Below are 23,681 nucleotides of genomic sequence, written 5' to 3' on the forward strand. Positions count from 1 at the left end.
CCGGTGAGTCTTGCGTCTCTGATGTCATTTCTCGCGTCCTAGATGAGCTGTGGGGCCAAGGTGGCTTGGGTCGCTGGCGGGGTGGGAGAGGGTGTGCCGCGCCGGCTGTCAGGCGTGGGCGCCGGTCAGGAGGCGCACGGCGGCGGCGAAGGAGTCGTATCGCCACGCCGTGTGGGCGGCCAGGTCCTCGGCCCGGCCGACTCCGTAGGTGACGGCCACGGGCCGCATGCCCGCGGCGGCGGCCATCAACATGTCCGTGACGGTGTCTCCGACGTAGGCGCAGTCTTCGGCCGCGAGGCCCAGCTCCCGCGCGGCCAGGAGTCCCATCTGCGGGTCGGGCTTGCCTCGTTCGACCATGTCGTTGCCGATGACGGGGCCGAAGAAGCCACGGATTCCGGTGGCGGCCAGGAGTTTCTCCGCGCTCGCGGAGATCTTCGACGTCGCCACCGCGAGGCCGAAGCCCTGTTCCACCAGCTGGCCCAGGCCCTCGGTGACGCCGGGGTAGAGCAGAGCCGCGCCCCGGGTGAGGACGTCGGTGTCGAAGAGTTCGCGGTAGCGGGCAACGGCCCGGACCGTGACGGGGTCCGCCACGTCGCGGCCCAGCAGCGCGGCGACGGACGGCTCCAGGGGCTTGCCGATCGTGGCGGCCACCGTGTCCGTGTCGGCCGTGACGCCGTGTTCGGCCACCACGCGCACCAGCAGGGCGGTGATGGCCCCCGGCGTGTCGGCCAGGGTGCCGTCCACGTCGAAGACGACAGCCCGCGTCACCGCCCGGCCTGCCCGTCGGGCTCGTCCTGGGCGACGAGCTGAGCGTGCGCGACGGCGAGCTCACCGGCGACCGCGGCCGTGCTGATCAGCACCGCCCGGTTGGCCTCGGCGCTCTTGCCCTCGGTGGCGCGGGAGACCGCCTTCATCAGGTACGGGGTGATGGCAGGGCCCTGTACGCCCTCCTTCTCGGCCTTCGCCAGGGCCGAGGTGATGATCTGTTCCATCTCCTGGCTGTCGAGGGCGTCGGCCTCCGCGATGGGGTGCGTGACCAGCGCGCCACCGGGCAACCCCGCCTGCCAGTGATAGTGGAGCGCGGCGGCGATGGTGCCGAGGTCGTCGATGCGCTGGGGATTGCGAAACCCCGAGGAGCGGGAGTAGAAGGCGGGGAAGTCATCGCACCGGTATCCCATGACGGGAACGCCGAGGGTCTCCAGGTACTCCAGGGTCAGCCCGAGGTCGAGGATGCTCTTGGCACCCGCGCACACCACCGCCACCCGGCTGCGCGTGAACTGCACCAGGTCGGCGGAGATGTCGAAGGTGGTCGACGCGCCACGGTGCACGCCGCCGATGCCAGCGGTGGAGAACACCGCGATGCCCGCCAGCTCCGCGGCGACCAGGCTGGACGCGACGGTCGTCGCTCCCAGTCCCCCGCCGGCGAGCACGGGCCCGATGTCCCTGCTGCTGACCTTGGGGACTCCGTCGGCCGTAGCGAAGATCTCGATGCGCTTGTCGTCCATGCCGACCACGAAGCGCCCCCCGGCCAGGCCGATGGTCGCCGGGACGGCCCCGGCCGCGCGCACCGCGCCCTCGATGGCGAGCGCCGTTTCCACGTTGCCGGGATAGGCCATGCCGTGTGCGATCACCGTGGATTCCAAAGCGACGATCGGGCGCCCCTCAGCCAGCGCCGTCGACACTTCCTCACTGACCTCAAGTAATTCAGGCACGAAAGCACTCCAGGAAACTCGATACCAATGACGACCAGGTGGCCAATCCTGAGCTGCCCGAAAGACGATTGTCCACCGGATGAGCTGGCGACTATCTGCCTGGCGACGTCATGCCAACAAGGTCAAACAATGGAAAAGCCCGACCCGAACTCGCATGGCGTGTTACGACCCCACACCGGCATGGAATGCGCTTCCGCGCACCGCTTACCTGCCCTGGGGTCGGTTGGCGGATTCTCGCCTGACCGCTATCTGCCAGGAATCCGGTATCGGCTGGCAAAAGCGTCTACCCGTTGGGCATCATTTGCTCGTTGCCGCGACAGGAAGCCACCGGCACGGAAAGCCAGAGGGAGATGAGATGAGCGACCCCCGCGCGGAGAGCACAAACCTCCCCCACATCGAGCATCTACTGGAGAAGGCGGACGCCGCTTTGTCCTCCAGCCGGAAGAAGACCGAGCTGGAGGACCTGATATGGGAGTTGCGCAGGGAGTTGCGTCACTTCGTGACCCAGGCCCGACAGGGCGCCGCGGAACCCGGCCGCTGAGGCGGGCCGGACTACTTCAGCAGCCCGAGCTCCATGGCCCGCACACCGGCCTCGAACCGGCTGCGGGCCCCGAGGGTCTCCATCGCGCCAGCCATCAGCCGACTCAAGGTCCGGGAAGAGACACCCATGATCCGAGCGATCTTCTCGTCCTTCGTACCCGAACTCATCATCCGCAGCATAGCCAACTGCTCGGCCGACAGCCGCTGTTGTGGCCGCTCCTCGCCTCGCCCCTGGGGCACGCGCCGGGCCGAGCGCCACGCCTGCTCGTACGCCTCCTGCAACAGCGCCGTCTCACCGGGAGCGCGGAAGACGGCCTCCTCCACCACGCCGGGCGCCACCTTGGCGGACATGAGGACGAACTCCTCGTCGACGACGGCCGTGAAGATCTGCTGCACGTCCACGATGCGGCACTCCACACCCAGCTGATGGATGCGCTCAAGGTGCTCTACGCCACCCTCGACGGCGAGCACCGTACGCGGATACAACGCCCGCAGCGCCACCCCACCCGAGACCAGGGAGCGGAACTGCTCTTCCGCGTCGAGCAGGCAACTGATCGACGGGGGCGGGGCCAGCGCGACCGAGACCCGCCGTCGAGCCGTGTGCATCAACTCGGGTGTCGACCCCCGCGATCCGCCCACGACGGAGGGCGATGCGGCCGTGGCACGACGCAGGCTGCGAGCGCGTACCAACTGCTCCCGCAGGACCTCGTGCGCGCGGGTGAGGGCCGCCTCCGCCGCTTCGACGGCCTCAAGCCCCGCCCCCAGTTCCTGGGCGAAAGTCTCCTCGGCGCAATCGGAATCCCGCGCCGTTCGCCGTGACGTACTGGTCGAAGTCCTCACAGGACTAGCTGTTGTCACGAACTCCCCCTGCTCGATGAGAACTGGAACGAGGACGCGAGGAACACGGCCAATCCGGGCCCATGGTGATCAGAGCGCGATTGCCATGAACCCCACAAAGGGCCAAGACGCCCGAGCATAACAAACAGACCGATCTGCCTGTTAACGCACCGTCACGGAAACATGAAAAGAGAGGACCCCCATGCCCGTCGTCACGATCGACTGGTGGCCCGGCACCTCCCCCGGCGCACGCGCGGAGACCGTCAAACAGGTCAGCGCGGCCGTCGCCGAGGGCGCCAACTGCCCGCTCGACGCCGTCACCGTCATCGTTCGCGAGACCGAACCCACCCACTGGGCACGGGGAGGGGCCCTCGCCACGCCACCCGAGACGGACGACTGACCTCCAGCGCCGCATCGCCGGGGCCGCACCAGCGGCCCCGGCACACCCCTTAAGGAAACCGCGCCTTGCACATGCCCGCTCAACCCAGAGGCCACGAGACCCGCCACCGTCTCCTGGCAGCGGCAGCCCACGACGTGGACCGTGGCGGCTCGGCGAGCCTGAACACCATCTGTCAGAAGGCCGGCGTCAGCCGAGGGGCGCTGACCCACCACTTCGCCTCCAAGGCCGATCTGCTCAACGCCCTACGGCAGGAGGCCCAGCAGCGCCTGTGTCCCCTCCTGCGGCGCTTCCTCGCGGACCGCCGCCCGCTGCCCGAGGCCCTGCGGGAGTGCGTCACGCAGTACTTCGCCCAGCTGGCGGGCGATCACATCGTACGCGCCGGACGCCTTCTGGCCGCGCGGGAGCGGGACCCGGCGTCGCAGCGCCAACTCGTCAACCTCCTCCAGCGCCGACTCGCGCACGCGCGCGGGGCCTCGCCCGGTGACACCCTGCCCCAGGCGATGCTGATCATGAGCGTGCTGACCGGCCTGGAGACCCTGGGCCGGCACGACCGCCAGTGGTGGCACTGGGCTGCCTCCCCCGACCTCTGGCACCGCCTCGGCCTCCATCTGGACGCACACCCCGCCTCGTGGGACGACCTCCACGGCCACCACCCGCCGCACCCGCGCGCGCTCCCCCAGCAGGCGTGTCCCTCTCCCCCGCCCTCACCCGCACCCTCGCGCGGACCCTAGGACCGCCGCCAGACCCCTGCACTCCCGCGCGGCCCCGGGCACGCCCGCTCCCGGGGACCCCCGCCGAAGCCGGGCGAGGTGGCGGCGCACACCCGGCCTCACGAGCAGGGGCCACGTCCGTCCGAGCCGAGGGCGGGGCGCGGGCCAGGACGCCCGGAAGGGCGCGCGGGCCGGTGGGGAGCGGGGCGGGGCGGGTTGGTGGCGTGGTTTCGGAAGGTCGCGCACCGGTCCAGGTCCTCGCCGCGCCACCGGGCCAGGTGGCCGGTGCGCGGCTTTCGTGCCCAACCCCCGTACGCTGCCACGGTATGGACAAGGACGCCGAGGCGCCGTACATCGACCCTGACGCGGACGACCCGTCCCGGCCCGTGTGCGGGATCTGCCCGGCCAAGCGCATGCCACGGAGCGAGTTCGTGGTCTACGACCGGCCCCACCGCGAGGCCCCGTTCAACCCGGACGACGGCTTCAGGTACGCGGATGGGGGAAGGACTCCAGTGTGCGTCGATCCCCACAGGATCGGGCTGGGGCCGGACAGGATCGCGCCCGACCACACGCCGGAGCCCGGCGATACCGAGGCGATCACGCCACGGGGGCGAAGCCATTGGCGATCCCACAGCACACCCGCACCAACGGCCGACTGTTCCAGACGAAACACCCTAGCCGTCGTGGCCTTCGGTGGGTGACGTCGTCGGTTGGGCGGGGTTCTCGGTGTAGAACTGGCGTGCCCAGCGGCGGAACTTCAGGATGGGGCCGTCGCCCGGTGCGAGCCGAGGGTGTTTCAGGTAGGCGCTGTTGGCCCAGATGGCCTCGTCTCGGCGGGTGTCGAAGGCGTTGAGCCAGGCCATCGGCCCGGCGAGCGACCGGGCCAGCGCGTCGGCGGCTCCGCGGTGTCGCAGGTGGGGAAAGCGCACGGTGACGGCCAGCCGGTAGTCCATGTGCGTCTGGTCCAGCGGTACGGCACAGAACAGTCCGCGCAGCTCCAGGCCCCACCGTGGGATGCGGACCTCCGAGTGGAAGACCCCGAGCCCCTGCATCATCATGCGCATGGTGACCGACGAGGCGAGGAGTCCGCTCGTGCCGTCGGTGGTTCGGCCGAGGCGGTACAGCGCCTCGATGCGCGGCCCGTCGAAGTGGGGGCCGTCGACGGTCTCCGCCACGATCTTGTGCACGTACGTGAAGTGCCCGGTGTCAACGACGTTCTCCATGAAGTCCTGAGGGTGGGCCACCACGGTGCGCACCGTGCAGTGCGGTGGGCGAAAGCCCTCCATGGGTGGCGCCTTGATCTCCCACGACGGGCCTTCACCGCGCCCGTGCCGCCAGACGAAGACCAGCCCGGCGATCTCCCGGTGCTCCAGCGTCCCGAGCCGGGCCCTGGGCGGGGGCGTACCGTACCCCGTCGCCACGCAGGTCCCCTCGGGGTCGAACTCGAAGTGGTGGAAGGGGCAGACGAGGTTCTCGCCGTGTACCCGCCCCCCGTGTCCCAGATGTGCCCCCAGGTGCGGGCAGAAGGGGCGCACCGCGCGCAGTCGGCCGCTCGCCGTGCGGTAGAGCACCACGTCCTGGCCCGCCAGCCGTCGCGTCACCACCCGCCCAGGGCGCACCTCCGCGCTCGACGCCACCGCGAACCACCCGTCCGGAGTCGGTCGCGCCGTCCGGGCCCGTACCTCCTCGACCGCCTGGCCGAGTGGCCGTGCCGATCTCGGTGTCAGGGCCGGGGTCACCGTCGGTGGCGGTGGGGCCGGGGGCCGTCGCTGGTCGGGTCGGTCCGGATACGAGGATGTCATGGCACCTCTTCTCGTCGGGTACCGCGCCACACTCCAACGGCCCGCCCAGCCGGCCGCTCCGCGCGGACACTTCAGCCTGCCGGCGCCGCAGCCCGCCGAAACGGTCCTTCGCTCGACGTCTCACCAAAAGTCGTGAAACCGGAACATCGCGAGTTTGCCGTTCTCCTCGCCGTACCCACCACCGGTGGCCGTCGCCGTGCGCGGACAGGGCCCGACCGGGCCGCGCGGCGGGCCGGTGCGGGGCGCCAGGGTCAGGCGGCGAAGCCCACGTTGGTCACCCAGTGGTACTTGCCCCACTGTGATCCGAGGTCGACGATCTTCTCGACCCAGGCCTCGTCCAGGGCCCGGTCGTCCTGTTCCGCCCAGGCTGCGACGATGCGATCCCAGTGCCGCACCGTCAGTGTCCGGAACTCCACCACGCGTTGCCGTGGGCGGTCCACGCCGGACTGGTTGAGGGGGTGGATCTCCACCCGGGTCCCACGGCCAGCACGGTTCAGGCGGGTCAGCAGGTGGCGGCTGACGTTGTGGCGGCGCACCGTGCGGTAGGCCTCGTCGATGCGCGTGAGGTTCCTCTTCGACGGGCCGCGCTTGCCGTCCAGCCAGGCCCTGATCGTGGCGTCGGTGACGGTGAGTCCGGCCGCGCGGGCGGCGGCGCGGGCACGGTTCGTCCGCGTGAGGTAGTGCAGGCGGGCCAGCCAGCCGCGTGGGGTGGTGACGGGGGTGACGATGTAGTCGAGATGGGAGTCCAGCTGGCGGGCCACGGCCTTGTGGCCTTCGATGCCGGTGGCACCGTACCGGCCGAACTCGCTGATGCGTTCGGGCATGTGCGTGTCCCTCAGTCCTCGTCGCCGGTATCCCCGGCGGCGGGGTCGGCGCCCAGCGGGTAGATGTCCTTGACCTTCACGTCGGTGACGGCGCGGCCTTCCGTGAAGACGCGTCGCCAGTCGCCGATGACGTGCAGTTCGTCCGTACCCTGCACGCTGACGACCGTGAGGCCCGCCGCGTGGGCCTTGTACGCCTTCATCCAGAGATTGGCGAACGCCTGGGAGCGGATGATGTGCATCCAGTCGGGGCGGTTCAACTCCCGGTTGTACGTCGACTGCCCCATGGTGGAGACGAACTTGGAGTACATCGCCTTCACGTACTCCTGTGTGACCTCGTCGTCCTCGGCGATCGCTCGGTCGCGGGCGTCCTTGAGGGTGGTGCGGAACTTCTCCAGCAGGCTTTCGGTCGCGCCGGAGGTGAACGACTCGTGGATCACGGGTGGCTCACACAACTGGTACGTGGGGCCGGACAGGCGTAGCAGAAGGCGCAGGGTGGGTTCGGTGACCCACAGTGGGCCCGGCTCGTCGCGGTTGCCCAACGGGTTGGGCAGGGTCTCCTCGTGGTCCCAGGCGGGTGGGGTGATCAGGTGGACACCGGCGCGACGGCGGTCGTGGGTGTCGCCGGCGGAGTGTTCCAGTTGCCCGATCGGCAGGTGGGTCTTGAGGGCCGACAGATACGCGCCGTTGATGTCGAGGCTGGTCACCTCGTGCACGGCGGCGGTCAGGTGGGGGCGCGTCCACTTGGGGCGGGCCTCCCAGATCTCGTCCGCGCCGCTGGCGGTGGGCTTGCGCAGGATGTCCGGCATCCACGGGTGGGCCACGATGTCGTAACGGCCTCCCCTGCGGGTGGTGTCCAGCAGGGCCATCGCGTCCGGGATGGCGCGCTTGACCAGCGCCGCCGTCGCCGCGTCGAGGTCACCCCTGCACTTGGTGAGGGCGGCGGTGACGGCCTGGTCGATCAGGTCCGGCGTGGCGGAGGCGACCGTCTGGACGCGTCGGCCGGCGGAGGCGAGCCGCACGTGCTGCCGACCGGCACCGGCCTCAGCCGACCGGGACGGGCGACCGGCGGAGGCCGTGGGTGTGGGTGTGGGTGTGGGTGTGGGTGTGGGTGTGGCGGCCTGCGGCGGGGCGGGCTGGGGTGGGGTGCACTGGGTGGGATCCAGGTGCTGCGGGTATCCGGCCACCTCGTGCCGAGCCGGGCCGCCGCACAGCACACAGGGTTGGAGCGTGGCCAGCGTTCCGGTGTCCGCGTCCCGTTCGGCCGCTGGAGGCGTCACCTCGACACCCTCGTCGACGGCCCGGGTGGGTGTGTCGGGGGTGTGGTCGGACTCGGCGCTGGTGTCCGTCGTACGCGCGGCGAGCTTGGCCTGGGCGCCGGTGAGGAAGTAGGCGTACTTCTCGCGGACCTCGCCGCTCGGGTCTCGACCCGACTCCCACCCACCGACCGTGGAGGGACCGACCCCCAGTGCGCGAGCCACCTGGGCCCGGGAGAGGTTCAACCCTTCCCGCAGGGCGCGGCGCTGCTCAACGGAGGGCAGCGCGACCTCCTCGCGGACATCGGCCAGCAACGCGTCGATCTCGTCGAACCGCGCCATCACCGCACCGCCTTCCCGTCGGTCGCGTCGCGTCGCGTGGGCGCGACGCGACGCGCGGCGGGCAGGGCCTCGCACGCCCGCGTCGGGCCGGCCACCAGGTCCAGCGCCCCGATGCCGAAGTGGGCGGCCAAGGCGTCACAGTCCCCCAGGCTCCAGGCGGCCACTCCGGACTGACGACGACTGACCTGCCCCTGCGTCACACCCAACACGTGCGCGATTCTGGCTTGCGACTCACCCGTGGCGTGCATCAGAGCCGCCACCGAAGCGCGCACTCGTTCCGACAACGACATCCCCATGACCGCAACCCTATCACGATCATGCGCTTGGCGCATTTTTTATGCGGCAGACACATAATCGAAACAGCCTCACCACCCCCACAACCCACCCATCCCCGTCCGGCCACGCCCTCGCGGGGGGTGCCACTCTCGGCTGCGTCAGCGCGAGGCCGCTCACCACTCTGCCGCACCACGACGGCCACGCACCGGGCCGACCAACACGTCGGGAGGCGGCCACCACGGCCGCGCGACCAGCGTAGACGGGGCCAGCGGCGCGGCGTGGGACGGTGCGCCGACACGGGCTACCCCCGCCCCGGCTGCCCCGCCCCGGGTGCGCCGCCCCGACACTCGCCCGCGGCGAGGGCCCGGGAGCCACGACGGGTTACGCCGCGACTCCCGGGCATCTCGCGCGGCGACGGGCCGTTCGACTCGGCGCCCACGAGCGACCCGTCAGGCCCGCGGGCCGGTCGACTGGAGGAGGGCGCGGATGCTGGTGAGACTGTCGTCCGCGTGGCCCGCCGCCACGCCACGCCGGAACACGTCGAGCACCGCCTCGGGCAGCGCCGCGTCCACGCCGACGGCGCGGGCCGTGTCGGCCACGTGTTCCAGGCTGGCCACACCCATGGCGAGGCGGTCGACGTCACCGGTGTCGTCTCCGGCCGCCAGTCGGGGCGCGTAGAAGCGGAAGAAGTCCGGCAGCGAGCTGACCACGTCCACCGAGTACGGCAGGATCTCCTCGACGCTGACGCCGTTCGCCTCGGCCACCGCCACGGAGTGCAGCCACGCGGTCAGGCTGGTCCAGAACAGGTCCATCTGAATCTGGTAGTACAGGGCCGCGAGTCCGGGGTCCTCGCCTCGGTACTCCACCCTGCTGATCACCTCAAGCGTCTCGCGGTGCGCCTCGACGAGATCCCGGGGCCCGCTGTAGTACGTGTACCCCTCCGGCTTGCCCACCAGGGCCGGCGAGACCGCCACTCCGGCGGTCAGGTGGCGAGCCCCGTGGCGACCCGCCCACGCCGCGGCCTCACGCGCCCGCTCCGGCGTGTCGGAGCTGAGGTTGGCCAGGACCCGGCCCGACAACGCGGCGGTGACCGGTTCGAGGACGGCGTACATCGCCGCGTAGTCCGTCAGGCTCAGGATCACCAACTCACCCGCGCCCAGGGCCGCCTCGACCGAGGAGGCGCGTACCGCGCCCTCGGCCACCAGGTCGTCCGCCCTGCTCGCGGTGCGGTTCCACACGGTCACCTCGTATCCCCGCGCCAAATACGCCCGCACCATGGCCCGCCCCATCGGGCCCAGGCCGATGACCGTCACCGATCGCCTGCTCACAGACATGAAAGACCCCTCCACACAGCTCTAGAATGAACGCTCTATTTAGTGCCGGTCGGTAACGTAGCACAGCTCTGAAACGAACGTTCTATTCGGTAGGCTGACGCGGTGAGCACGCAGACCGGGGCCACCCCCGACACCCGCACCCGCATCGTTCGCGCGGCCTCCCTGCTGATGCAGCGGCAGGGTTACGACGGCACGGGGATCAAGCAGATCGCCCAGGAGGCCCAGGCCACGCTCGGCTCCGTGTACCACTTCTTCCCTGGCGGGAAGCAGGAGTTGGCCGTCGCCGCGATCCACCACGGTGACCAGGAGTTCTTCGAGGTGCTCCAAGCGGCGCTCGACCACGGGGACGATCCCGCCCAGGCCGTCGCCACCCTGTGTCACACCCTCGCCGAGGGGCTGTGCGCCTCCGCGTGGCTCGACGGCTGCCCCATCACCGCGACCTCGCTGGGCACGGCGGGCCGCGCGCCCGACATCCAACAGGCCGCCGCGCAGGCGTTCGCGCGCTGGCGGGGCCTGGTCCGCGACAGGCTCCGCGCCACCGGCGTGAGCGACGCCGACGCCCACGACCTGGCGCACACCGTGATCAGCACCATCGAGGGCGCCGAACTGGCGGCTCAGGTCGCCCAGAGCAGGGAGCCGTTGGAGGCCGCGGGCAAGCACCTGGCCCAGCTCATCACCCTGCACCGGTAGCCCCGCCTCGCGACGCGCGACACCCCGGGCGAGACCGCCGCTCAGCCTGTCGCGGTCGCCGACTCCGCCCGTCGCACGCGGCGTAGCACGAGCACCCCCCGACACCGGGAACGGGGGCGCGTGGCCTGGCGCCCGGGGCCGGGGTGTGCCGCCGGGGCCGGGGCGTGCCGGTGGCGACGATGACGACCAGATACGCCGTTCCGTGGGTGGGACCACCAGCGACGTGACCAGTTGGGTGGGCACGGTGAAGACGGTGACCAGGAAGAACGCCGGGGAAACGGCCTGACGGTGACTGCCACGCGCGGGCGTCGCACGGGGATCACGCTCCCGTCGTGGAGCCGGGGCGCACGATGATCAGGACGACGACGATCGTCCACAGCGGGTTGACCACACCCGTGACCGTGACCCGTCGCGCCGCGGCCTGACGCCTCACCTCCGCCACGCCGACGCCCGCCGCGACCAGCGGGCCCACCGGCTGGGGGAGCAACCGCCGCTGTCCGGGCGGCATCGCGAGCGACAGCAGGGCCGTGGCCATCGCGGTCAGCACGATCGAGGTCAGCGACCAGGCGTTGGGCGGGACGCCGGGCCGCGCGCCGTGACCGGAGACGGGGACGGCGGCGCGGACGACGGTGGTCCCGCGACACACCCGATGCGGGAGAACCACCGTGCGGGCGTTGTCCGGGCCACCCTCCTCGGCGGCCGGGGGCCGGGGGCCGGACGTGGCGGGGGAACATCGAGGCCGCGACCGTGATCGGGGCCGTGCTGAAGTCGACCCCCGGGCCGGAGCGCGCGACGTGACCACGCCCACCGCCGAGGTGGACCCCGTCGAGGCCCACATCGCGGACCCGACGGCGGCGTCGCACGGTCCGGTCCGGGTCACGTCGCCGTTGGTGCGGGAGCCGCGCGAGAGGCTGATCGACGCCGCGACCGACCTCGCCGCCGGGCGCGAGTCGGATGGCCGGGCCGCTCGACAGGCGGTGGGCGAGCTCGGTTCGGTGGCCGAGATCGCGCCGAGCTTCCAGCACGAACTCACCATCGCCCAGGCGCGACACACCGCCCGCGTGGTGCTGTTGGTCGTGCCCCTGCTGTTCGTGTGCCGGCACCTGGTGGAGACCTGGAGCGGTGGCCCACGGGGTACCGACTGCCGTTCGTGGTCGTGTTGTTCGCCGCTGACCTGGGTGGCGTGGCGGCGACGGCGTCGCTGCTGGCGGGGGCCGCCCCGGCCGCCACGGGTGTCCTCGCGCGTGTGCCGCCCACCCCGCATCGGCTGCCGCCGTGGGTGGCGTGGACGGGCACCGCGGCGGCGGTGGCTCTCACGATCAGCGCCCTCACCCTCACGCTGGCCTCGGTCGCGGCCTCCGACTGGCCGTTGAGCCTGGTCCGGGGGTCGTGGCCCGCGCCTGTCACACCCGGATCGCCGCCTCGGCGCGCGCCTGTCGTGAGTGCGCGCACAGTGTCCACCCGGAGCCGGTGACCACGCGGTAGGCGCCGTGCCAGGCTGTGTCGGTCGGCAGGCTGAGTCGGTCGCCAGCCTGTGTGGACGGCTGGCCTCCGTCGGAGACCGGGCTGACGGGCTGGCTGGCCCGCGTCGAGGACCGGGTTGGGTCGCTGGCGAGGTTGGCGCCCTCCGTTCCCGTGGGTCGCGCGCGGCGCGTCAGTCGGTGGCCGGCAGGTCCCGGATCGCGTAGTAGGCCCGCAGCGCCGCCTCGGCGCCGGAGCCGAGTGCGGACATGACGCGCTGGTAGCGGGCCGAGCGCAGGTCGCCGGCGACGATGACGCGAGGGTGTTGGGACGCCGGCGGACAGTAGCCGTTCGGGGCCCGCACCAGGTCGCCGGGTGGGGCGACGGGGGCGCTGCCGAGGCTGAGGTAGACGGCGTCCGCGGTGAGGGTGTGTGCGTGACCGTCGTGGTCCACCGCCTGGGCCGTGGTGAGCGCGCTCGCGGGGCCCAGGGTGAGTCGCCGGACCGGCAGGAGGGTGACCCGGGGATCGTCGCGAACCTCCTCGGCCTTGTAGTCGTCCGCTGGCGGGTGGGCTACGAGCAGGCGGGTGCGCAAGCGCGGGTGGGCGCGCAGGAACGTGCCGATCGGGCGGTCGGCGCCCAGGACCAGGAGGGTGCGCCCGTCGGCGTCGTCGGCCTTGGCCTCCCACAGCGGGGACGGGGACAGGTCGGGAGGGGCGGTGAGCCAGTCGACGTCCCCCGGCCCGAGGGGGCCGACCCCCGTGGCGACGACGGCGTACGGGGCCGACAGGTGGGTGCCCGTGTCGAGGGTGACACGCACGTGGTGCTCGCTCGCGTCGAGTCGGGTGGCGGCGTGGCCGAGCGCGAGTCGGCACAGGGGTGTGTCGGCGAGTTCCGTCGCCAGGATCTCCGCCAGGGCCGGGCCGTTGGTGTGGCCGCCAAGGACGTTGTCGAGCACCGGAACGCGGTACAGGTTGCGGCACAGGGCGGCGGGTTCGACCAGCACCGAGCGCATGCCCACGCTCGCCGCCATGCGGGCGGCGGCGCAGCCGGCTGGGCCGCCGCCGACGACGATCAGATCGGTCCCGCTCGCGGCGGGTGGGGGCGTGGCGGGCGGTGTACGAACCATGCGGCCATTCCACCACCCCGACCCGGTCCGCGCGGCGGGTTGGCGGCTGGTCCGCCGGCGCGGGCCGGGTGGCGGGGGTGGCCCTCGCCGTGGCAACCGGGCGGCGGTCGTCGCCCGTTGGGGGCGCCGGGGTCGGGCGCGTGGCCGTTCGGCTGTCCACGACGGGTGCGGGCAGGTGGCGGCGATCCGCGCGACGGCGAGTGGGTGACCAGCGCGGGAGGAAACGACCTGTGGGTTCCCGCGCAGCCGGCGAGCGCGTCCGGCAGCACATCCGACACCACAGGCGGCGCGCATCCCACCCGGTGGCGCGCGTCGGCGGGCTCCGGGGGGGGCCGCCGGCATGTCCGAAACCGGCAAGGCGCGACGTCCGCCCTGGGAAAGACGGGCGCCCGCGCCACGGGGTTCACTGCGGCCACCTACCAGCGAAGTGGAGCCCGAACATGCCCGAGGCAGCCAACAACGAGTTCTGGAAGAACCTCAAGCCGATCCAGAACTCCTTCAAGCCTGACGCCCTGCCGGAGGTCTACCTGTCGCAGGTGGCCACCGACGACGACCGGTACTACGTGCCCTTCACCGAGACCGTCGGCTCCCGCCCGCTGTGGATCAACGTGAAGGACAACTCCTGGGCCGACATCCTGCGGGCCAAGGAGGCGGGGCTGGTCAACCGCCACTACCACCCGCACGAGGTGTTCGCGTACACCATCTCCGGGAAGTGGGGGTACCTGGAGCGACCGTGGACGGCGAGCGCCGGTGACTTCGTCTACGAGGCGCCGGGCGAGGGGCACACCCTGGTCGCGTACGAGAGCGAGGAGCCGATGAAGGCGTACTTCATCGTCAAGGGCCCGCTGATCTGGCTGGACGAGAACGGAGAGACGGCCGGCTACTTCGACGTCCACGACTACATCGAGATGTGCCGCAAGCACTACGAGAGCGTGGGCATCGGCGCCGACTACGTCAACTCGCTCTTCCGCTGACCTTGGCCCTTCGCACTCCCCCGAGGTCTCCATGACCGCACCACGCGTGGAGGCCGGCGCGGCGCCGCCGGCCCCGTCGAGCAGCGAGGCACTCCGCTACGAGAACCGGCTGCTGCTGATCCTCTTCCTGGCCTTCGGCTTCGTCTTCTTCGACCGCCAGGCGTTGGCCTTCCTGGCTCCCTACATCGACGACGAGTTCGGCCTGTCCCACACCGAGTTGGGTGTGCTCTCCGGGGCGTTGGCGTTCACCTGGGCGCTGTCCGGGATGGTCATCGGCCGTGTCTCGGACCGGCTGGGTCGGCGCAAACCGCTGCTGATCGCCGCCGTCGTGCTCTTCTCCCTCTTCTCCGCGGCGGGCGGGCTGATGGCCGGCTTCGTGGGCCTGTTCGCCGCGCGGGCGTTGATGGGGGTGGCCGAGGGCGCGGTGTTGCCGCTGTCGCAGTCGTTGATGGTGGAGGCCTCGCAGGAGCACCGCCGGGGCCTGAACATGGGGCTGTTGCAGGGCTCCGCGGCCGGCCTGCTGGGTGGGATCGCCGCCCCGCTGGTGGTGGTCTGGGTGGCCGAGCAGTTCGGCTGGCGCACCGTCCTGCTGCTCACCATCGTGCCGGGCCTGCTCATCGCGGCCTGGATGGCCAGGTCGGTCCGGGAGGCGCCGCCGGGCGCGCCCCGCGATCGGGGTCGGGCGACCGCCTCGGCCGGCGCGCACGGGGAGGTGCGCACGCCGGTTCGGGAGGTGTGGGGGCATCGCAACATCGTGCTGTGCACGCTCGCCGCCTGCTGCTACCTCACCTGGTTCGTCGTCATCATCACCTTCACCCCCGTCTACCTCAAGGACGTCAAGGGCTTCTCGTCCGGCACCATGAGCGCCGTGATGACGTGCTTCGGCGTCGCCTGGGTGCTGTGGGGGTTCCTCACTCCGGCGATCTCCGACCGCGTCGGCCGCCGAACCACCATGATCGTCTTCACGTCGATCGCCGCCCTGTGCCCGCTCGCGGTGGTCTTCGTCGACCACCCCGTGCTGCTCGGCGGTGTCGTCGTGCTCACCTACACCGGGCTGGGCTGCTTCACCCTGATCATGGCGACCATTCCCGCCGAGACCGTCCCACGGGGCGCGCTGGCCACCGCACTCGGCCTGGTCATGGGGGTCGGCGAGCTGACCGGGGGCGTCCTCGCGCCGCTGGCCGCCGGCTGGGCCTCGGACGCCTGGGGGTTGGAGACGGCCATGTACATCTCCGCTGGCGGCGCGGTCGCCGTCGTCCTGCTCTCCTTCGGGCTGCGCGAGACCGCGCCCAGGGTGCTGCGGCGGCGTGCCGCCGGCACCGACGCCACCACCACGACAGGAGCCACCGCATGAGGGCCGCGATCTGGCACGGTGCCCGCGACGTACGCGTCACCGAGACCGAGGTGCCCGTTCCCGGGCCCGGGGAGGTGCTCGTGGAGGTGGCGTACTGCGGGATCTGCGGCAGCGACCTGCACGAGTACGCGGACGGGCCGCACGCCATCCCCACCGCCGCGCCGCACCCGGCCTCGGGTCTGACGGCGCCGCTCACCCTGGGCCACGAGTTCTGCGGGACCGTCGCCGCGCTCGGGCCCTCGGTGGAGGGGTTGGCCGTGGGTGACCCGGTGGCCGTCGAGCCGAACTACCGGTGCGGCACCTGCTCCCGCTGTCAGGCCGGCGACTACCACATCTGCCGTCACTTCGGCTTCGCCGGGCTGATGGGCAACGGCGGGCTGGCCCAGTACGCGGCGGTCCCCCGGTACATGGCGCATCGGCTGCCCGCTTGCGTACCGCTGGAACAGGCCGCGCTCTTCGAGCCCGCCTCGGTCGCCCTGCACGCGCTGCGCCGGGCCGAGCCGCTGCGGTCAACGGTGGCGATCGTCGGTCTGGGGCCGATCGGCCTGCTGGCCGTGCGGCTGGCGGCGCAGCGCGGGGTCGACCGGATCATCGCCGTGGACGTGGCCTCGGACCGGCGGGAGCTCGCCGCCCGCATGGGCGCCACCGATCTCGTCGACGCCGGGGGCGGGGCCGACGCGGGCGCGCTGGTCCGTGAGCTGACCGAGGGGGAGGGTGTGGACGTGGCCCTGGAGGTCGTGGGCTCGCAGGCCGCCCTGGACACCTGTCTGGCCGCGACCCGGCGTGGTGGGCGCGTGGTCCTGGTGGGGCTGGCCCAGGAGGTGCGGTTGGACGCCTTCGCCCTGGTCAACAACGAGCAGTCGATCATCTCCAGCGTCGGCTACCGCGACACCTACCCCGAGCTGATTCGCCTGGTGGCCGAGGAGGGGGTGGACCTGCGGCCCGTGGTCACCTCGACGGTGGCGCTCCAGGACGTGGTGGGCGCGGGTTTCGAGGCGTTGCTCGGCGGTGGGGACCAGATCAAGGTGCTGGTGGACCCGCGCGCGCCCGCGCCGCCCGCCATGGCCGGTGACCGGGCGCGGGTAACACGATGACCAGCGGTTTCGCCCCGGATCTCTTCGCCGGCCGCAGTGTCGTGATCACCGGTGGGACCTCCGGTATCGGGGCCGCCACGGCTGTGCTGTTCGCCGAGCTGGGTGCCCGGGTGCACGCGCTGGGCCTGGCTCCGGCCCAGCCCGAGGAGCTGCCGCGGCACCCCCGGGTGCGCGTGGTCGAACTCGATGTCACCGACCGGGCCGGGCTCGCCGACCACATCGCCGGGGTCGGCCCCCTCGACCACCTGGTCACCTGCGCGGGTGTCAGCCGCGACCGCGCCGAGTACGAGCCCGCGACCTGGGACCACGTGCTGGCGGTCAACCTGACCGCCACGATGGTGGCCTGCCGGGCGGCCCACCCGGCGCTGGCCGAGGGCGGCGGGAGCATCGTCACCATCTCGTCGATGTTCGGCTTCTTCGGCAGCCGCGACCGCCCCGCCTACAGTGCGAGCAAGGGCGGCATCGCCCAGGTGACCCGTTCGCTGGCGGCCGAGTACGCCGAGGACGGCATCCGGGTCAACGCCGTCGCCCCGGGCTTCGTCACCACTCCGTTGGCCCGGGGTGTGCTGGACGACCCGGTGGCCATGCGGGCGGCGCTGGCCCGGGTCCCCCTGGGCCGGTTCGGCCGGCCGGCCGAGGTCGCGGCGGCCATCGCGTTCCTGTGCTCGCCGGCCGCGACGTACGTCAACGGGGCCGTCCTGCCGGTCGACGGCGGCTACCTGGCCGTGTGAGCCCGGGCCCGCCGCGCCACCGTGGGTGGCCGGCGGGCCCGGCTCGGCGCGGTCCCGGCGGTGGACCCGGGGCGGGTCCCGGCCGTAGCGGAACCCGGCGAATGCCGGTACCTTTCCCCGCCACGGGCACGCCGACCGGCAAGGAGGCTCAGATGTCCACACCCGCGGCCCCCGCCGCCTCCCACGTCTCCACACGGTGTGTCGATCCGGCCGATCGGGTCGACTTCTGGGAGGAGTACAACCGCAAGGCCCTCGTCGGCCTGACCTGCTCGCCCTACTCCGAGCAGGGGCTGTTGGCCTCGCAGACCAACGTGCAGTTGCGTGGTCTGCGGCTGGCCGAGATCGCCGGCAACGAGCACGTCATCGAGCGCACCCCGCGCACCTGTCGGGCGCTGCCCAAGGAGTCGGTGTTCGCCACCCTTCTCACCGCCGGCCAGGCCGTCTTCTTCCACGCGGGTGGGTGTCTGAACGTGCGGGCCGGTGACCTGGTGCTGTACGACACGCGCCAGTCCTACCTGTTCGGGTTCCCCTCCACCATGCGCCAGCTCCTGGTGGACATCCCCGGCAGGACGTTCAGTGAGCACTGCGCGCCCGGCGGCGTCGCGACGCCGTTGTTGTTCGGTGGGGACTCGGCGGCCGAGGGTGTGCTGGTCGCCACCCTGCGCTCGGTGCTCAGCGACTGGGCCAGCGGGCGCGGGGCCGGAGACCCGGTGAGCGCCGAGGCGACCGTGTTGGACCTGGTCAGGTCGCTGGCCGCGCCCCGCATCGGGGATGGCTCCGCCACCCCGGCCCGGCCCGCGCAACTGGTCGTGGCCCAGGAGTACGTCCTGCGGCACCTGGGTGACCCGCGGCTGTGCGCCGAGCAGGTCGCGGAGGCGGTGGGGGTCTCCACCCGACAGCTGAGCCGCATCTTCGCCAGCGCGGGGCTCAGCCCCTCGCGCTACATCCTGCGCCAGCGGCTGGCCCGGGCCCGCGAGGAGCTCGCCGACCCGCAAGCCAGGCACCGTACGATCGCCGAGGTCGCGCACCGGTGGGGCTTCGCGAGCCAGGCACACTTCACCCGGGTCTTCCGGGACCACTTCGGGCACACCCCGGGCGAGGCCCGCCCCGTGCCCGCCACGGCCCGGGGCGAGAGCTAGCGCCGGCGGGCGGGCTGGAGCCGGGGGCGGGCACGGGGTCAGGGTCGCGCGGGCCGGGCCACGGGAGCGGGGAGAGCCGGGCTCGCGCGCGGGAGTGTGGGGCACTCGGCGGCGAGGGCCGGGGACCAGGCACGCGCCAGGTAGTCGATCTTGCTGGGGTGGTGGCCGGTGACATCGCCGGTGCGCGCGACGCTGTAGCCGAGGATGTGGTGCAGCACGACCGTGTCGTACTCCAGGGGTGAGCGCGCCCCCAGGGGCAGCGGTTGGTGGCGGCTTCCGGTGTGCGCGACCAGGTGCTCCCAGGCCACCGTCGCGGGGCTGTGGCACCCGACGACTCCCGGCCAGCGGCGCACCAGCGTGCCGAAGGTGCGGCGCACCGCGTCCGCCGCCTGGTGGCGGTCCAGGTGGATGCGGGCGTAGGCGGAGTAGGGGCCGGCGTACAGCGCGCGGAAGCCCTCGAAGACCACGGCCGCGCGCCCACACGACGCGGGGGCCCGGGGGGCGGGCGCGGTCACCCGAACGCCTGGGCCGGCAGCCGGCGCTGGGCGACCGGGGTGGGCGCGGGCGAGGCGCGGCCGGCATCGGCGGCCTGCCGGGCGGCCCGCCACAGGGGGCGGATGGCCTCCGCCTGGCCGTGCAGGGCCTCGACGAGGTGGCGCACCTGTTCCCAGGCGGGAACCGCCGTGCCGTCCAGCATGCCGCGGATGTCGGTCACCGTGAGGGCGTTGCCGCTCCGCGTGCGGATGGTGGTGGGCGAGGGCCGGGCGGCGGAGAGGTGCAGGCCCCGCAGGGCGGCGTGCAGGGTGGGGGGTTGGGGCGTCTCGTGGCCGTGGGCGGCCTCCCACAGGGGGCGCAGGTCGCCCGGGTCCACGCCGTAGGCCAGGCCGAGGTGGCGGGTGACCGTCCACGAGGGCAGACGGTCACCGGCCAGTACGCGACACAGATACGAGGCGGTGACGTGGCTTTCGCCGCCCGCCGCGCGCAGGGTCTTCCCGCTGGCGCGGTGGAGGTGGTTCAGGGCCTGGGTGAGACAGGCCGCGGGGTCCCGTGGCGTGGCTAACCCGGTGCGGCCCTCGCTCTCGCCGCCACCGGACCCGCCCGGCTTGCCGCGCGGGGCGGGGGGCTTGCGGGGGCGGGGCGCGCTGGGCGCGGAGCCGCGCAGGCGGCGGTGCTGGCGGCGGGCGCAGGACTCGGCCGAGAAGTCGCGGCTGAGCTTGTCGACGCTGATGCTCATCGCGCCGGCGATGTCGGCTGCCTTGCGTTTGCGAGCGCGTGCTTGCTGGACGACCGCGGCGGTCAGGTCGCCCGTGATGAGCTGACTCTCCGTGATCTTCTCCAGGACGTTGAGGGACTGGCCGTCGCGCACCAGTCGGACGATGTCCTGGAGGTGGCGGGCGGCCCGCTCGGCGACCTGGACGGCGTAGTCGTCGGTGTCGGCGGTCTCCGGTTGGGAGCTGCGCAGCTTGCGGTAGGCCCGGCCGCAGCCCTCGCTGCAGTACTGCCGGGGGCGGCCGGAGCCCGCGCTCTGGTTGACGGTGTTGGGGCAGCCCGGGTTGGGGCACGGAAGGCTGCTTCCCTGCGCCTTGGCGGTCATGGCATCTCGCCCTTTCGGGAGGTGTGCGGAAGGAAACGCGGTGCGAAAACGGGGAGTTTTCCGTATCGCGGGGTGGAAAACCCCGACCGGCGGCGGTCAGCCGTAGGGAGATGGGGTGACCGCGCCGGCGGAGTCCGCGGGACTGTCAGCAACAGCCGGTCGGCAGCGGTGGGCGACACGCGACGCGAAGGCGCCGGTGGCGCGGGAGCGGGCGAGACCCGACAGGCGCCGACCGGGGGCGGCAGGTGGCGGGCGGGCCGCTCGCGTCAGCGAGCGGGGGCGGCGCGACCTGCGGGAAAAGGGCGATAACCAAGGGGAGTTCGGGATTGTTGCCTGCGATGTCACGTCGTTCGCAGGTTTTGAACCCCGGGCCGCGCGGGATGCTAATTTCGGACTCCCGTGGACCACTGCTCACCGCAGTCGGGTCGCGGAACGGACTAGGAGGCATCTCGCCCTCCTCGATCGTATGGGTCAGTGAGGAGCGGGTGGTCCCGGCTCATGGTTGGCGCCGGTCCGGGACCCCCGTATCTTTCGCGACGCTACCCGCTCACTCATACGATCACCATCACTACGATCCGTTAATGGGCGGCTTGCGGTTCTCGAATGTTCACTTTCGCAAAATCCGAAACCGTTTTGCCCGAGTTCGATCAGTTTCGGTCACCCGCGCCGCTCAAAGCGACACCATGGGGTGCCGCACCCACATTCCGCGCGCCCCGCCACACTTCCTCCCGCCCCACCGTGAACGCGGGAGCCCCCACACTCCGGCCGGCCGCGAGGGGTCCGGGACAGCGCCCCGCCCCACCCCGACCGCCGCGCCATCGTCGGCGCCCGGCTGGTCCGGGCCACCGGAGGCACCTCCTCCGGTCCCGCCGTGACGGCCGAAACCGTTGACGCCTTGGTCCAGACCATTTACCGTACGACTGCTTCCCTGGCCGCCGGCACCCGCACCACGCGCACCACGGCCCCCAGGTGATGCGCGTCTGTGCACGGTTCCGCACTTCCCCTGGTCAACCCCCCACAGGGAGAGAGCCATGTCTCACCATCACCGCAGATTCCGGAGCAGAGCCGCGGCTCTGCTCACCGCGATCGTCCTGCCCCTGGCCCTACTGACCGGTCTGTCGAGCTCGGCCCAGGCGGCCGGGAAGCTGACGGCGACCTTCTCCATCCAGGACAACGGATCCTGGTGGAAGGGCACTTACACCATTCGCAACAGTGGTTCCGAGGCCGTCAACGGCTGGCAGTTGGAGTTCGACCTGCCGGCGGGCACGACGACCAACGGTCACTACTACGGCGACGCGACCGTCACCGGCAACCATGTCTCGGTGAAGAACGCGCACTACAACGGCACCATCCCGGCCGGCGGCACGAGCGACCCGTTCAGCTACTGGTTCATCGGCAACGGGCCGGCCAAGGCGCCCACGACGTGCACCGTCAACGGCGACAAGTGCGACGGCACGCCGGACGTGCCGCCGACCGCGCCGGGCACGCCCAAGGTCACCACCGCCACAGCGCGCACCATCGCGCTGAACTGGACCGCCGCCTCGGCCGGTGACTACCCGGTCAAGTCGTACGAGGTCGTCAGCGACGGCGCCACCGTCGCCACCTCGGACACCACCTCGGCGACGATCACCGGCCTCAAGCCGGCCACCAGCTACACCTACGCGATACGCGCCAAGGACACCCGGGGCAACCCGAGTCCGCTCAGCGCGCCGGTGACCGCCACCACCGTGGACCCGGCCACCGACCCGACGCCGCCGACCGCGCCGGGCAACCTGCGCTCCACCGCCAAGACCGCCTCCACCGTCAGCCTGAGCTGGGAGAAGGCGACGGACAACGTGGGCGTGGCGGCGTACGACGTCTACGAGGGCGGCAAGCTGGCCAAGACGGTGGCCGCGGACACCACCACGGCCGTCGTCAGCGGGCTGTCCCCGGTCACCGAGTACTCCTTCACCGTCAAGGCCCGGGACGCGGCGGAGAACTCCTCCCCCGCCTCGAACACCGCGAAGGTCACCACGGACGACCTGGCGGGTTCGGGCAAGCACCTGAACGTCGGGTACTTCGTGCAGTGGGGCATCTACGGGCGCCAGTACTTCGTCAAGAACCTGGACACCTCGGGTGCCGCCGCCAAGCTCGACGTCATCAACTACGCCTTCGAGAACCTCGACCCGAAGAACCTGACCTGCATGGCCGGGGTCACCAAGGGCACCACCACCAACCCGCAGGACCCGGACCAGGGCACCGGCGCGGGAGACGCGGACGCCGACTACGGCCGTCCCATGTCGGCGGCCCAGTCGGTGGACGGCGTGGCCGACGACGGTTGGGGCAAGCTGCGCGGCAACTTCAACCAGATCAAGAAGCTCAAGGCCAAGCACCCGCACCTCAAGGTGCTGGTTTCGCTGGGTGGTTGGACCTTCTCCAAGTTCTTCTCGGACGCGGCGGCGACCCCCGAGTCGCGGGAGAAGCTCGTCAAGTCCTGCATCGACGTGTGGATCAAGGGCAACCTGCCCGCCTACAACGGCGCGGGCGGTCCGGGCACCGGTGCGGGCGTCTTCGACGGCATCGACATCGACTGGGAGTGGCCGGGCTCGCCTGACGGCGGCCACCCGGGCAACCACTACAACGTCAAGGACAAGGAGAACCTGACGGCGCTGCTGGCCGAGTTCCGCAAGCAGCTCGACGCGACGGGCGGCGAGCGCAAGCTGCTGACGGCCTTCACGCCGGCCGACCCGGTCAAGGTGGAGCAGGGCTGGGACCTGTCGAAGATCTTCAACTACCTGGACTTCGTCAACATCCAGGGTTACGACTTCCACGGCTCGGGCAGCGACAACTCCTGGGAGCCCAACCGTACCGGCCACCAGGGCAACCTCTACACCGACACCGACGACCCGTATCCGACACACTTCAGCATCGAGGAGGCCCTGAAGATCTACACCGACGCCGGGGTCAACCCGCGCAAGCTGACCATGGGCTTCCCGTTCTACGGGCGTGGTTGGCAGGGTGTGGACGAGGGCGGCAAGAAGGGTGAGTGGCAGGCGGCGAAGGGGGCCGCGCCGGGGCAGTTCGCCGAGGAGGCCGGTATTCGCGGCTACCAGAACATGCTGTCCAGCGTGCCCAACATGACCATCCACCACGACGAGCAGTCCATTTCCACCTACGGCTACACCGGACCGGGTGGTCAGTGGTGGTCCTTCGACGACGCCTGGTCGATCCAGAAGAAGACCGCCTGGATGAAGCAGAAGAACCTGCTGGGCGCCATGATCTGGGAAATGTCGGGTGACACACCCAACGGCAGCCTGATGTCCGCCATCGACAAGGGCCTGGAGTAGCGCCGGCGGGCTTTGGCCCGCCACCGGCCCCGGGGGCCGGCCCGCCCACGGGCTCGGCCGGTCCCCGACGCGGGGCCACCCCCACCCCCCCGGGGGCCCCCGGGGCCCCTACGCGGACCCGGGGGGCCACAGGCGTACGCGTCGGGGGTGGGTCGGTCC

At 71.9% G+C, this 23,681-nt stretch carries 22 protein-coding genes; 10 read left to right on the forward strand and 12 right to left on the reverse strand.

Features of this window, described 5'->3' with window-relative positions; genetic code table 11:
• Window positions 1-108: 108 nt before the first annotated feature.
• The gene (locus ACFVFR_RS29805) at window positions 109-768 is read right to left on the reverse strand and encodes an HAD family hydrolase (RefSeq protein ID WP_383707347.1); all 660 of its coding nucleotides are present in this window, start codon (window positions 766-768) and stop codon (window positions 109-111) included.
• On the reverse strand, window positions 765-1,712 hold the full coding sequence (locus ACFVFR_RS29810; RefSeq protein ID WP_383707349.1) for a pseudouridine-5'-phosphate glycosidase: 948 nt from the start codon (window positions 1,710-1,712) through the stop codon (window positions 765-767). Before ACFVFR_RS29810 ends, ACFVFR_RS29805 begins: the two co-directional genes overlap by 4 nt.
• Window positions 1,713-2,067: 355 nt before the next feature.
• Here ACFVFR_RS29810 and ACFVFR_RS29815 point away from each other — a divergent pair, with 355 nt between their 5' ends.
• Entirely contained in the window at window positions 2,068-2,253 is a 186-nt protein-coding gene (locus tag ACFVFR_RS29815; RefSeq protein WP_383707351.1) for a hypothetical protein, read from the forward strand.
• An 11-nt stretch (window positions 2,254-2,264) separates the two neighbouring features.
• Here the strand turns inward: ACFVFR_RS29815 and ACFVFR_RS29820 are convergent, their stop codons facing one another.
• Complete coding sequence (locus ACFVFR_RS29820; protein ID WP_383707353.1) at window positions 2,265-2,858, reverse strand: LuxR C-terminal-related transcriptional regulator; 594 nt, start codon at window positions 2,856-2,858, stop codon at window positions 2,265-2,267.
• A 433-nt stretch (window positions 2,859-3,291) separates the two neighbouring features.
• Between ACFVFR_RS29820 and ACFVFR_RS29825 the strand changes: the two genes are divergently transcribed.
• Both ACFVFR_RS29825 and ACFVFR_RS29830 read left to right on the forward strand, forming a co-directional pair.
• Window positions 3,292-3,489, forward strand: coding sequence for a 4-oxalocrotonate tautomerase family protein (locus tag ACFVFR_RS29825; protein WP_383707355.1), 198 nt, complete (start codon window positions 3,292-3,294; stop codon window positions 3,487-3,489).
• A gap of 71 nt (window positions 3,490-3,560) precedes the next feature.
• Window positions 3,561-4,220, forward strand: a complete 660-nt coding sequence (locus ACFVFR_RS29830) for a TetR family transcriptional regulator (protein ID WP_383707357.1) — start codon at window positions 3,561-3,563, stop codon at window positions 4,218-4,220.
• A 653-nt stretch (window positions 4,221-4,873) separates the two neighbouring features.
• On the opposite strand, the gene ACFVFR_RS29835 is transcribed toward ACFVFR_RS29830, so the two are convergent.
• The 5 genes from ACFVFR_RS29835 to ACFVFR_RS29855 all read right to left on the reverse strand — a co-directional run bounded on the left by ACFVFR_RS29835 (window position 4,874) and on the right by ACFVFR_RS29855 (window position 10,030).
• Window positions 4,874-6,001, reverse strand: coding sequence for an aromatic ring-hydroxylating dioxygenase subunit alpha (locus tag ACFVFR_RS29835; RefSeq protein ID WP_383707359.1), 1,128 nt, complete (start codon window positions 5,999-6,001; stop codon window positions 4,874-4,876).
• Between the two features lie 251 nt (window positions 6,002-6,252).
• Window positions 6,253-6,825, reverse strand: a complete 573-nt coding sequence (locus ACFVFR_RS29840; RefSeq protein WP_383707361.1) for a transcriptional regulator — start codon at window positions 6,823-6,825, stop codon at window positions 6,253-6,255.
• Between the two features lie 11 nt (window positions 6,826-6,836).
• The gene (locus ACFVFR_RS29845; RefSeq protein ID WP_383707363.1) at window positions 6,837-8,420 is read right to left on the reverse strand and encodes a helix-turn-helix domain-containing protein; all 1,584 of its coding nucleotides are present in this window, start codon (window positions 8,418-8,420) and stop codon (window positions 6,837-6,839) included.
• A complete protein-coding gene (locus ACFVFR_RS29850) occupies window positions 8,420-8,716 on the reverse strand; it encodes a helix-turn-helix domain-containing protein (RefSeq protein ID WP_383707365.1) in 297 nt (98 codons plus the stop codon). Before ACFVFR_RS29850 ends, ACFVFR_RS29845 begins: the two co-directional genes overlap by 1 nt.
• Before the next feature lie 429 nt (window positions 8,717-9,145).
• Window positions 9,146-10,030: an NAD(P)-dependent oxidoreductase gene (locus tag ACFVFR_RS29855; RefSeq protein WP_383707367.1), complete on the reverse strand. Its 885-nt coding sequence runs from the start codon at window positions 10,028-10,030 to the stop codon at window positions 9,146-9,148.
• Window positions 10,031-10,132: 102 nt separating this feature from the next.
• Here ACFVFR_RS29855 and ACFVFR_RS29860 point away from each other — a divergent pair, with 102 nt between their 5' ends.
• Complete coding sequence (locus ACFVFR_RS29860) at window positions 10,133-10,720, forward strand: TetR/AcrR family transcriptional regulator (protein ID WP_383707369.1); 588 nt, start codon at window positions 10,133-10,135, stop codon at window positions 10,718-10,720.
• A 319-nt stretch (window positions 10,721-11,039) separates the two neighbouring features.
• Here ACFVFR_RS29860 and ACFVFR_RS29865 read toward each other — a convergent pair whose 3' ends face one another.
• Both ACFVFR_RS29865 and ACFVFR_RS29870 read right to left on the reverse strand, forming a co-directional pair.
• Window positions 11,040-11,384 carry a hypothetical protein gene (locus tag ACFVFR_RS29865; protein ID WP_383707371.1) on the reverse strand — a complete coding sequence of 115 codons (345 nt, stop codon included), beginning with the start codon at window positions 11,382-11,384 and terminating at the stop codon, window positions 11,040-11,042.
• 990 nt (window positions 11,385-12,374) lie between these two features.
• Window positions 12,375-13,310 carry an FAD-dependent oxidoreductase gene (locus ACFVFR_RS29870; RefSeq protein ID WP_383707373.1) on the reverse strand — a complete coding sequence of 312 codons (936 nt, stop codon included), beginning with the start codon at window positions 13,308-13,310 and terminating at the stop codon, window positions 12,375-12,377.
• A gap of 440 nt (window positions 13,311-13,750) precedes the next feature.
• On the opposite strand from ACFVFR_RS29870, the gene ACFVFR_RS29875 reads away from it, so the two are divergent.
• From ACFVFR_RS29875 to ACFVFR_RS29895, 5 genes are all read left to right on the forward strand, one after another.
• On the forward strand, window positions 13,751-14,284 hold the full coding sequence (locus ACFVFR_RS29875; protein WP_383707375.1) for a 2,4'-dihydroxyacetophenone dioxygenase family protein: 534 nt from the start codon (window positions 13,751-13,753) through the stop codon (window positions 14,282-14,284).
• A 31-nt stretch (window positions 14,285-14,315) separates the two neighbouring features.
• Window positions 14,316-15,638, forward strand: coding sequence for an MFS transporter (locus ACFVFR_RS29880; RefSeq protein WP_383707377.1), 1,323 nt, complete (start codon window positions 14,316-14,318; stop codon window positions 15,636-15,638).
• A complete protein-coding gene (locus tag ACFVFR_RS29885) occupies window positions 15,635-16,732 on the forward strand; it encodes a 2,3-butanediol dehydrogenase (protein WP_383707379.1) in 1,098 nt (365 codons plus the stop codon). The genes ACFVFR_RS29880 and ACFVFR_RS29885 overlap by 4 nt, the downstream gene beginning before the upstream one ends.
• The gene (locus tag ACFVFR_RS29890; protein WP_383707381.1) at window positions 16,729-17,463 is read left to right on the forward strand and encodes an SDR family NAD(P)-dependent oxidoreductase; all 735 of its coding nucleotides are present in this window, start codon (window positions 16,729-16,731) and stop codon (window positions 17,461-17,463) included. Before ACFVFR_RS29885 ends, ACFVFR_RS29890 begins: the two co-directional genes overlap by 4 nt.
• A 152-nt stretch (window positions 17,464-17,615) precedes the next feature.
• On the forward strand, window positions 17,616-18,602 hold the full coding sequence (locus ACFVFR_RS29895; RefSeq protein ID WP_383707383.1) for a helix-turn-helix domain-containing protein: 987 nt from the start codon (window positions 17,616-17,618) through the stop codon (window positions 18,600-18,602).
• A gap of 38 nt (window positions 18,603-18,640) precedes the next feature.
• On the opposite strand, the gene ACFVFR_RS29900 is transcribed toward ACFVFR_RS29895, so the two are convergent.
• Window positions 18,641-19,117: a hypothetical protein gene (locus tag ACFVFR_RS29900; protein ID WP_383707385.1), complete on the reverse strand. Its 477-nt coding sequence runs from the start codon at window positions 19,115-19,117 to the stop codon at window positions 18,641-18,643.
• Entirely contained in the window at window positions 19,114-20,196 is a 1,083-nt protein-coding gene (locus tag ACFVFR_RS29905; RefSeq protein ID WP_383707387.1) for a helix-turn-helix domain-containing protein, read from the reverse strand. The genes ACFVFR_RS29900 and ACFVFR_RS29905 overlap by 4 nt, the downstream gene beginning before the upstream one ends.
• A 1,031-nt stretch (window positions 20,197-21,227) precedes the next feature.
• Here ACFVFR_RS29905 and ACFVFR_RS29910 point away from each other — a divergent pair.
• On the forward strand, window positions 21,228-23,522 hold the full coding sequence (locus tag ACFVFR_RS29910; protein WP_383707389.1) for a glycosyl hydrolase family 18 protein: 2,295 nt from the start codon (window positions 21,228-21,230) through the stop codon (window positions 23,520-23,522).
• Window positions 23,523-23,681: the final 159 nt, after the last annotated feature.

Source organism: Streptomyces sp. NPDC057702, assembly GCF_042799315.1.
In the GTDB taxonomy this organism is placed as follows: domain Bacteria; phylum Actinomycetota; class Actinomycetes; order Streptomycetales; family Streptomycetaceae; genus Streptomyces.

Coding starts and splice junctions, on each gene's coding strand:
- ACFVFR_RS29815 (WP_383707351.1), top strand. CDS start 2,068: ATGAGCGACCCCCGCGCGGAGAGCACAAACCTCCCCCACATCGAGCAT.
- ACFVFR_RS29820 (WP_383707353.1), bottom strand. CDS start 2,858: ATGCACACGGCTCGACGGCGGGTCTCGGTCGCGCTGGCCCCGCCCCCG.
- ACFVFR_RS29825 (WP_383707355.1), top strand. CDS start 3,292: ATGCCCGTCGTCACGATCGACTGGTGGCCCGGCACCTCCCCCGGCGCA.
- ACFVFR_RS29830 (WP_383707357.1), top strand. CDS start 3,561: ATGCCCGCTCAACCCAGAGGCCACGAGACCCGCCACCGTCTCCTGGCA.
- ACFVFR_RS29835 (WP_383707359.1), bottom strand. CDS start 6,001: ATGACATCCTCGTATCCGGACCGACCCGACCAGCGACGGCCCCCGGCC.
- ACFVFR_RS29840 (WP_383707361.1), bottom strand. CDS start 6,825: ATGCCCGAACGCATCAGCGAGTTCGGCCGGTACGGTGCCACCGGCATC.
- ACFVFR_RS29845 (WP_383707363.1), bottom strand. CDS start 8,420: ATGGCGCGGTTCGACGAGATCGACGCGTTGCTGGCCGATGTCCGCGAG.
- ACFVFR_RS29850 (WP_383707365.1), bottom strand. CDS start 8,716: ATGGGGATGTCGTTGTCGGAACGAGTGCGCGCTTCGGTGGCGGCTCTG.
- ACFVFR_RS29855 (WP_383707367.1), bottom strand. CDS start 10,030: ATGTCTGTGAGCAGGCGATCGGTGACGGTCATCGGCCTGGGCCCGATG.
- ACFVFR_RS29870 (WP_383707373.1), bottom strand. CDS start 13,310: ATGGTTCGTACACCGCCCGCCACGCCCCCACCCGCCGCGAGCGGGACC.
- ACFVFR_RS29875 (WP_383707375.1), top strand. CDS start 13,751: ATGCCCGAGGCAGCCAACAACGAGTTCTGGAAGAACCTCAAGCCGATC.
- ACFVFR_RS29880 (WP_383707377.1), top strand. CDS start 14,316: ATGACCGCACCACGCGTGGAGGCCGGCGCGGCGCCGCCGGCCCCGTCG.
- ACFVFR_RS29885 (WP_383707379.1), top strand. CDS start 15,635: ATGAGGGCCGCGATCTGGCACGGTGCCCGCGACGTACGCGTCACCGAG.
- ACFVFR_RS29890 (WP_383707381.1), top strand. CDS start 16,729: ATGACCAGCGGTTTCGCCCCGGATCTCTTCGCCGGCCGCAGTGTCGTG.
- ACFVFR_RS29895 (WP_383707383.1), top strand. CDS start 17,616: ATGTCCACACCCGCGGCCCCCGCCGCCTCCCACGTCTCCACACGGTGT.
- ACFVFR_RS29905 (WP_383707387.1), bottom strand. CDS start 20,196: ATGACCGCCAAGGCGCAGGGAAGCAGCCTTCCGTGCCCCAACCCGGGC.
- ACFVFR_RS29910 (WP_383707389.1), top strand. CDS start 21,228: ATGTCTCACCATCACCGCAGATTCCGGAGCAGAGCCGCGGCTCTGCTC.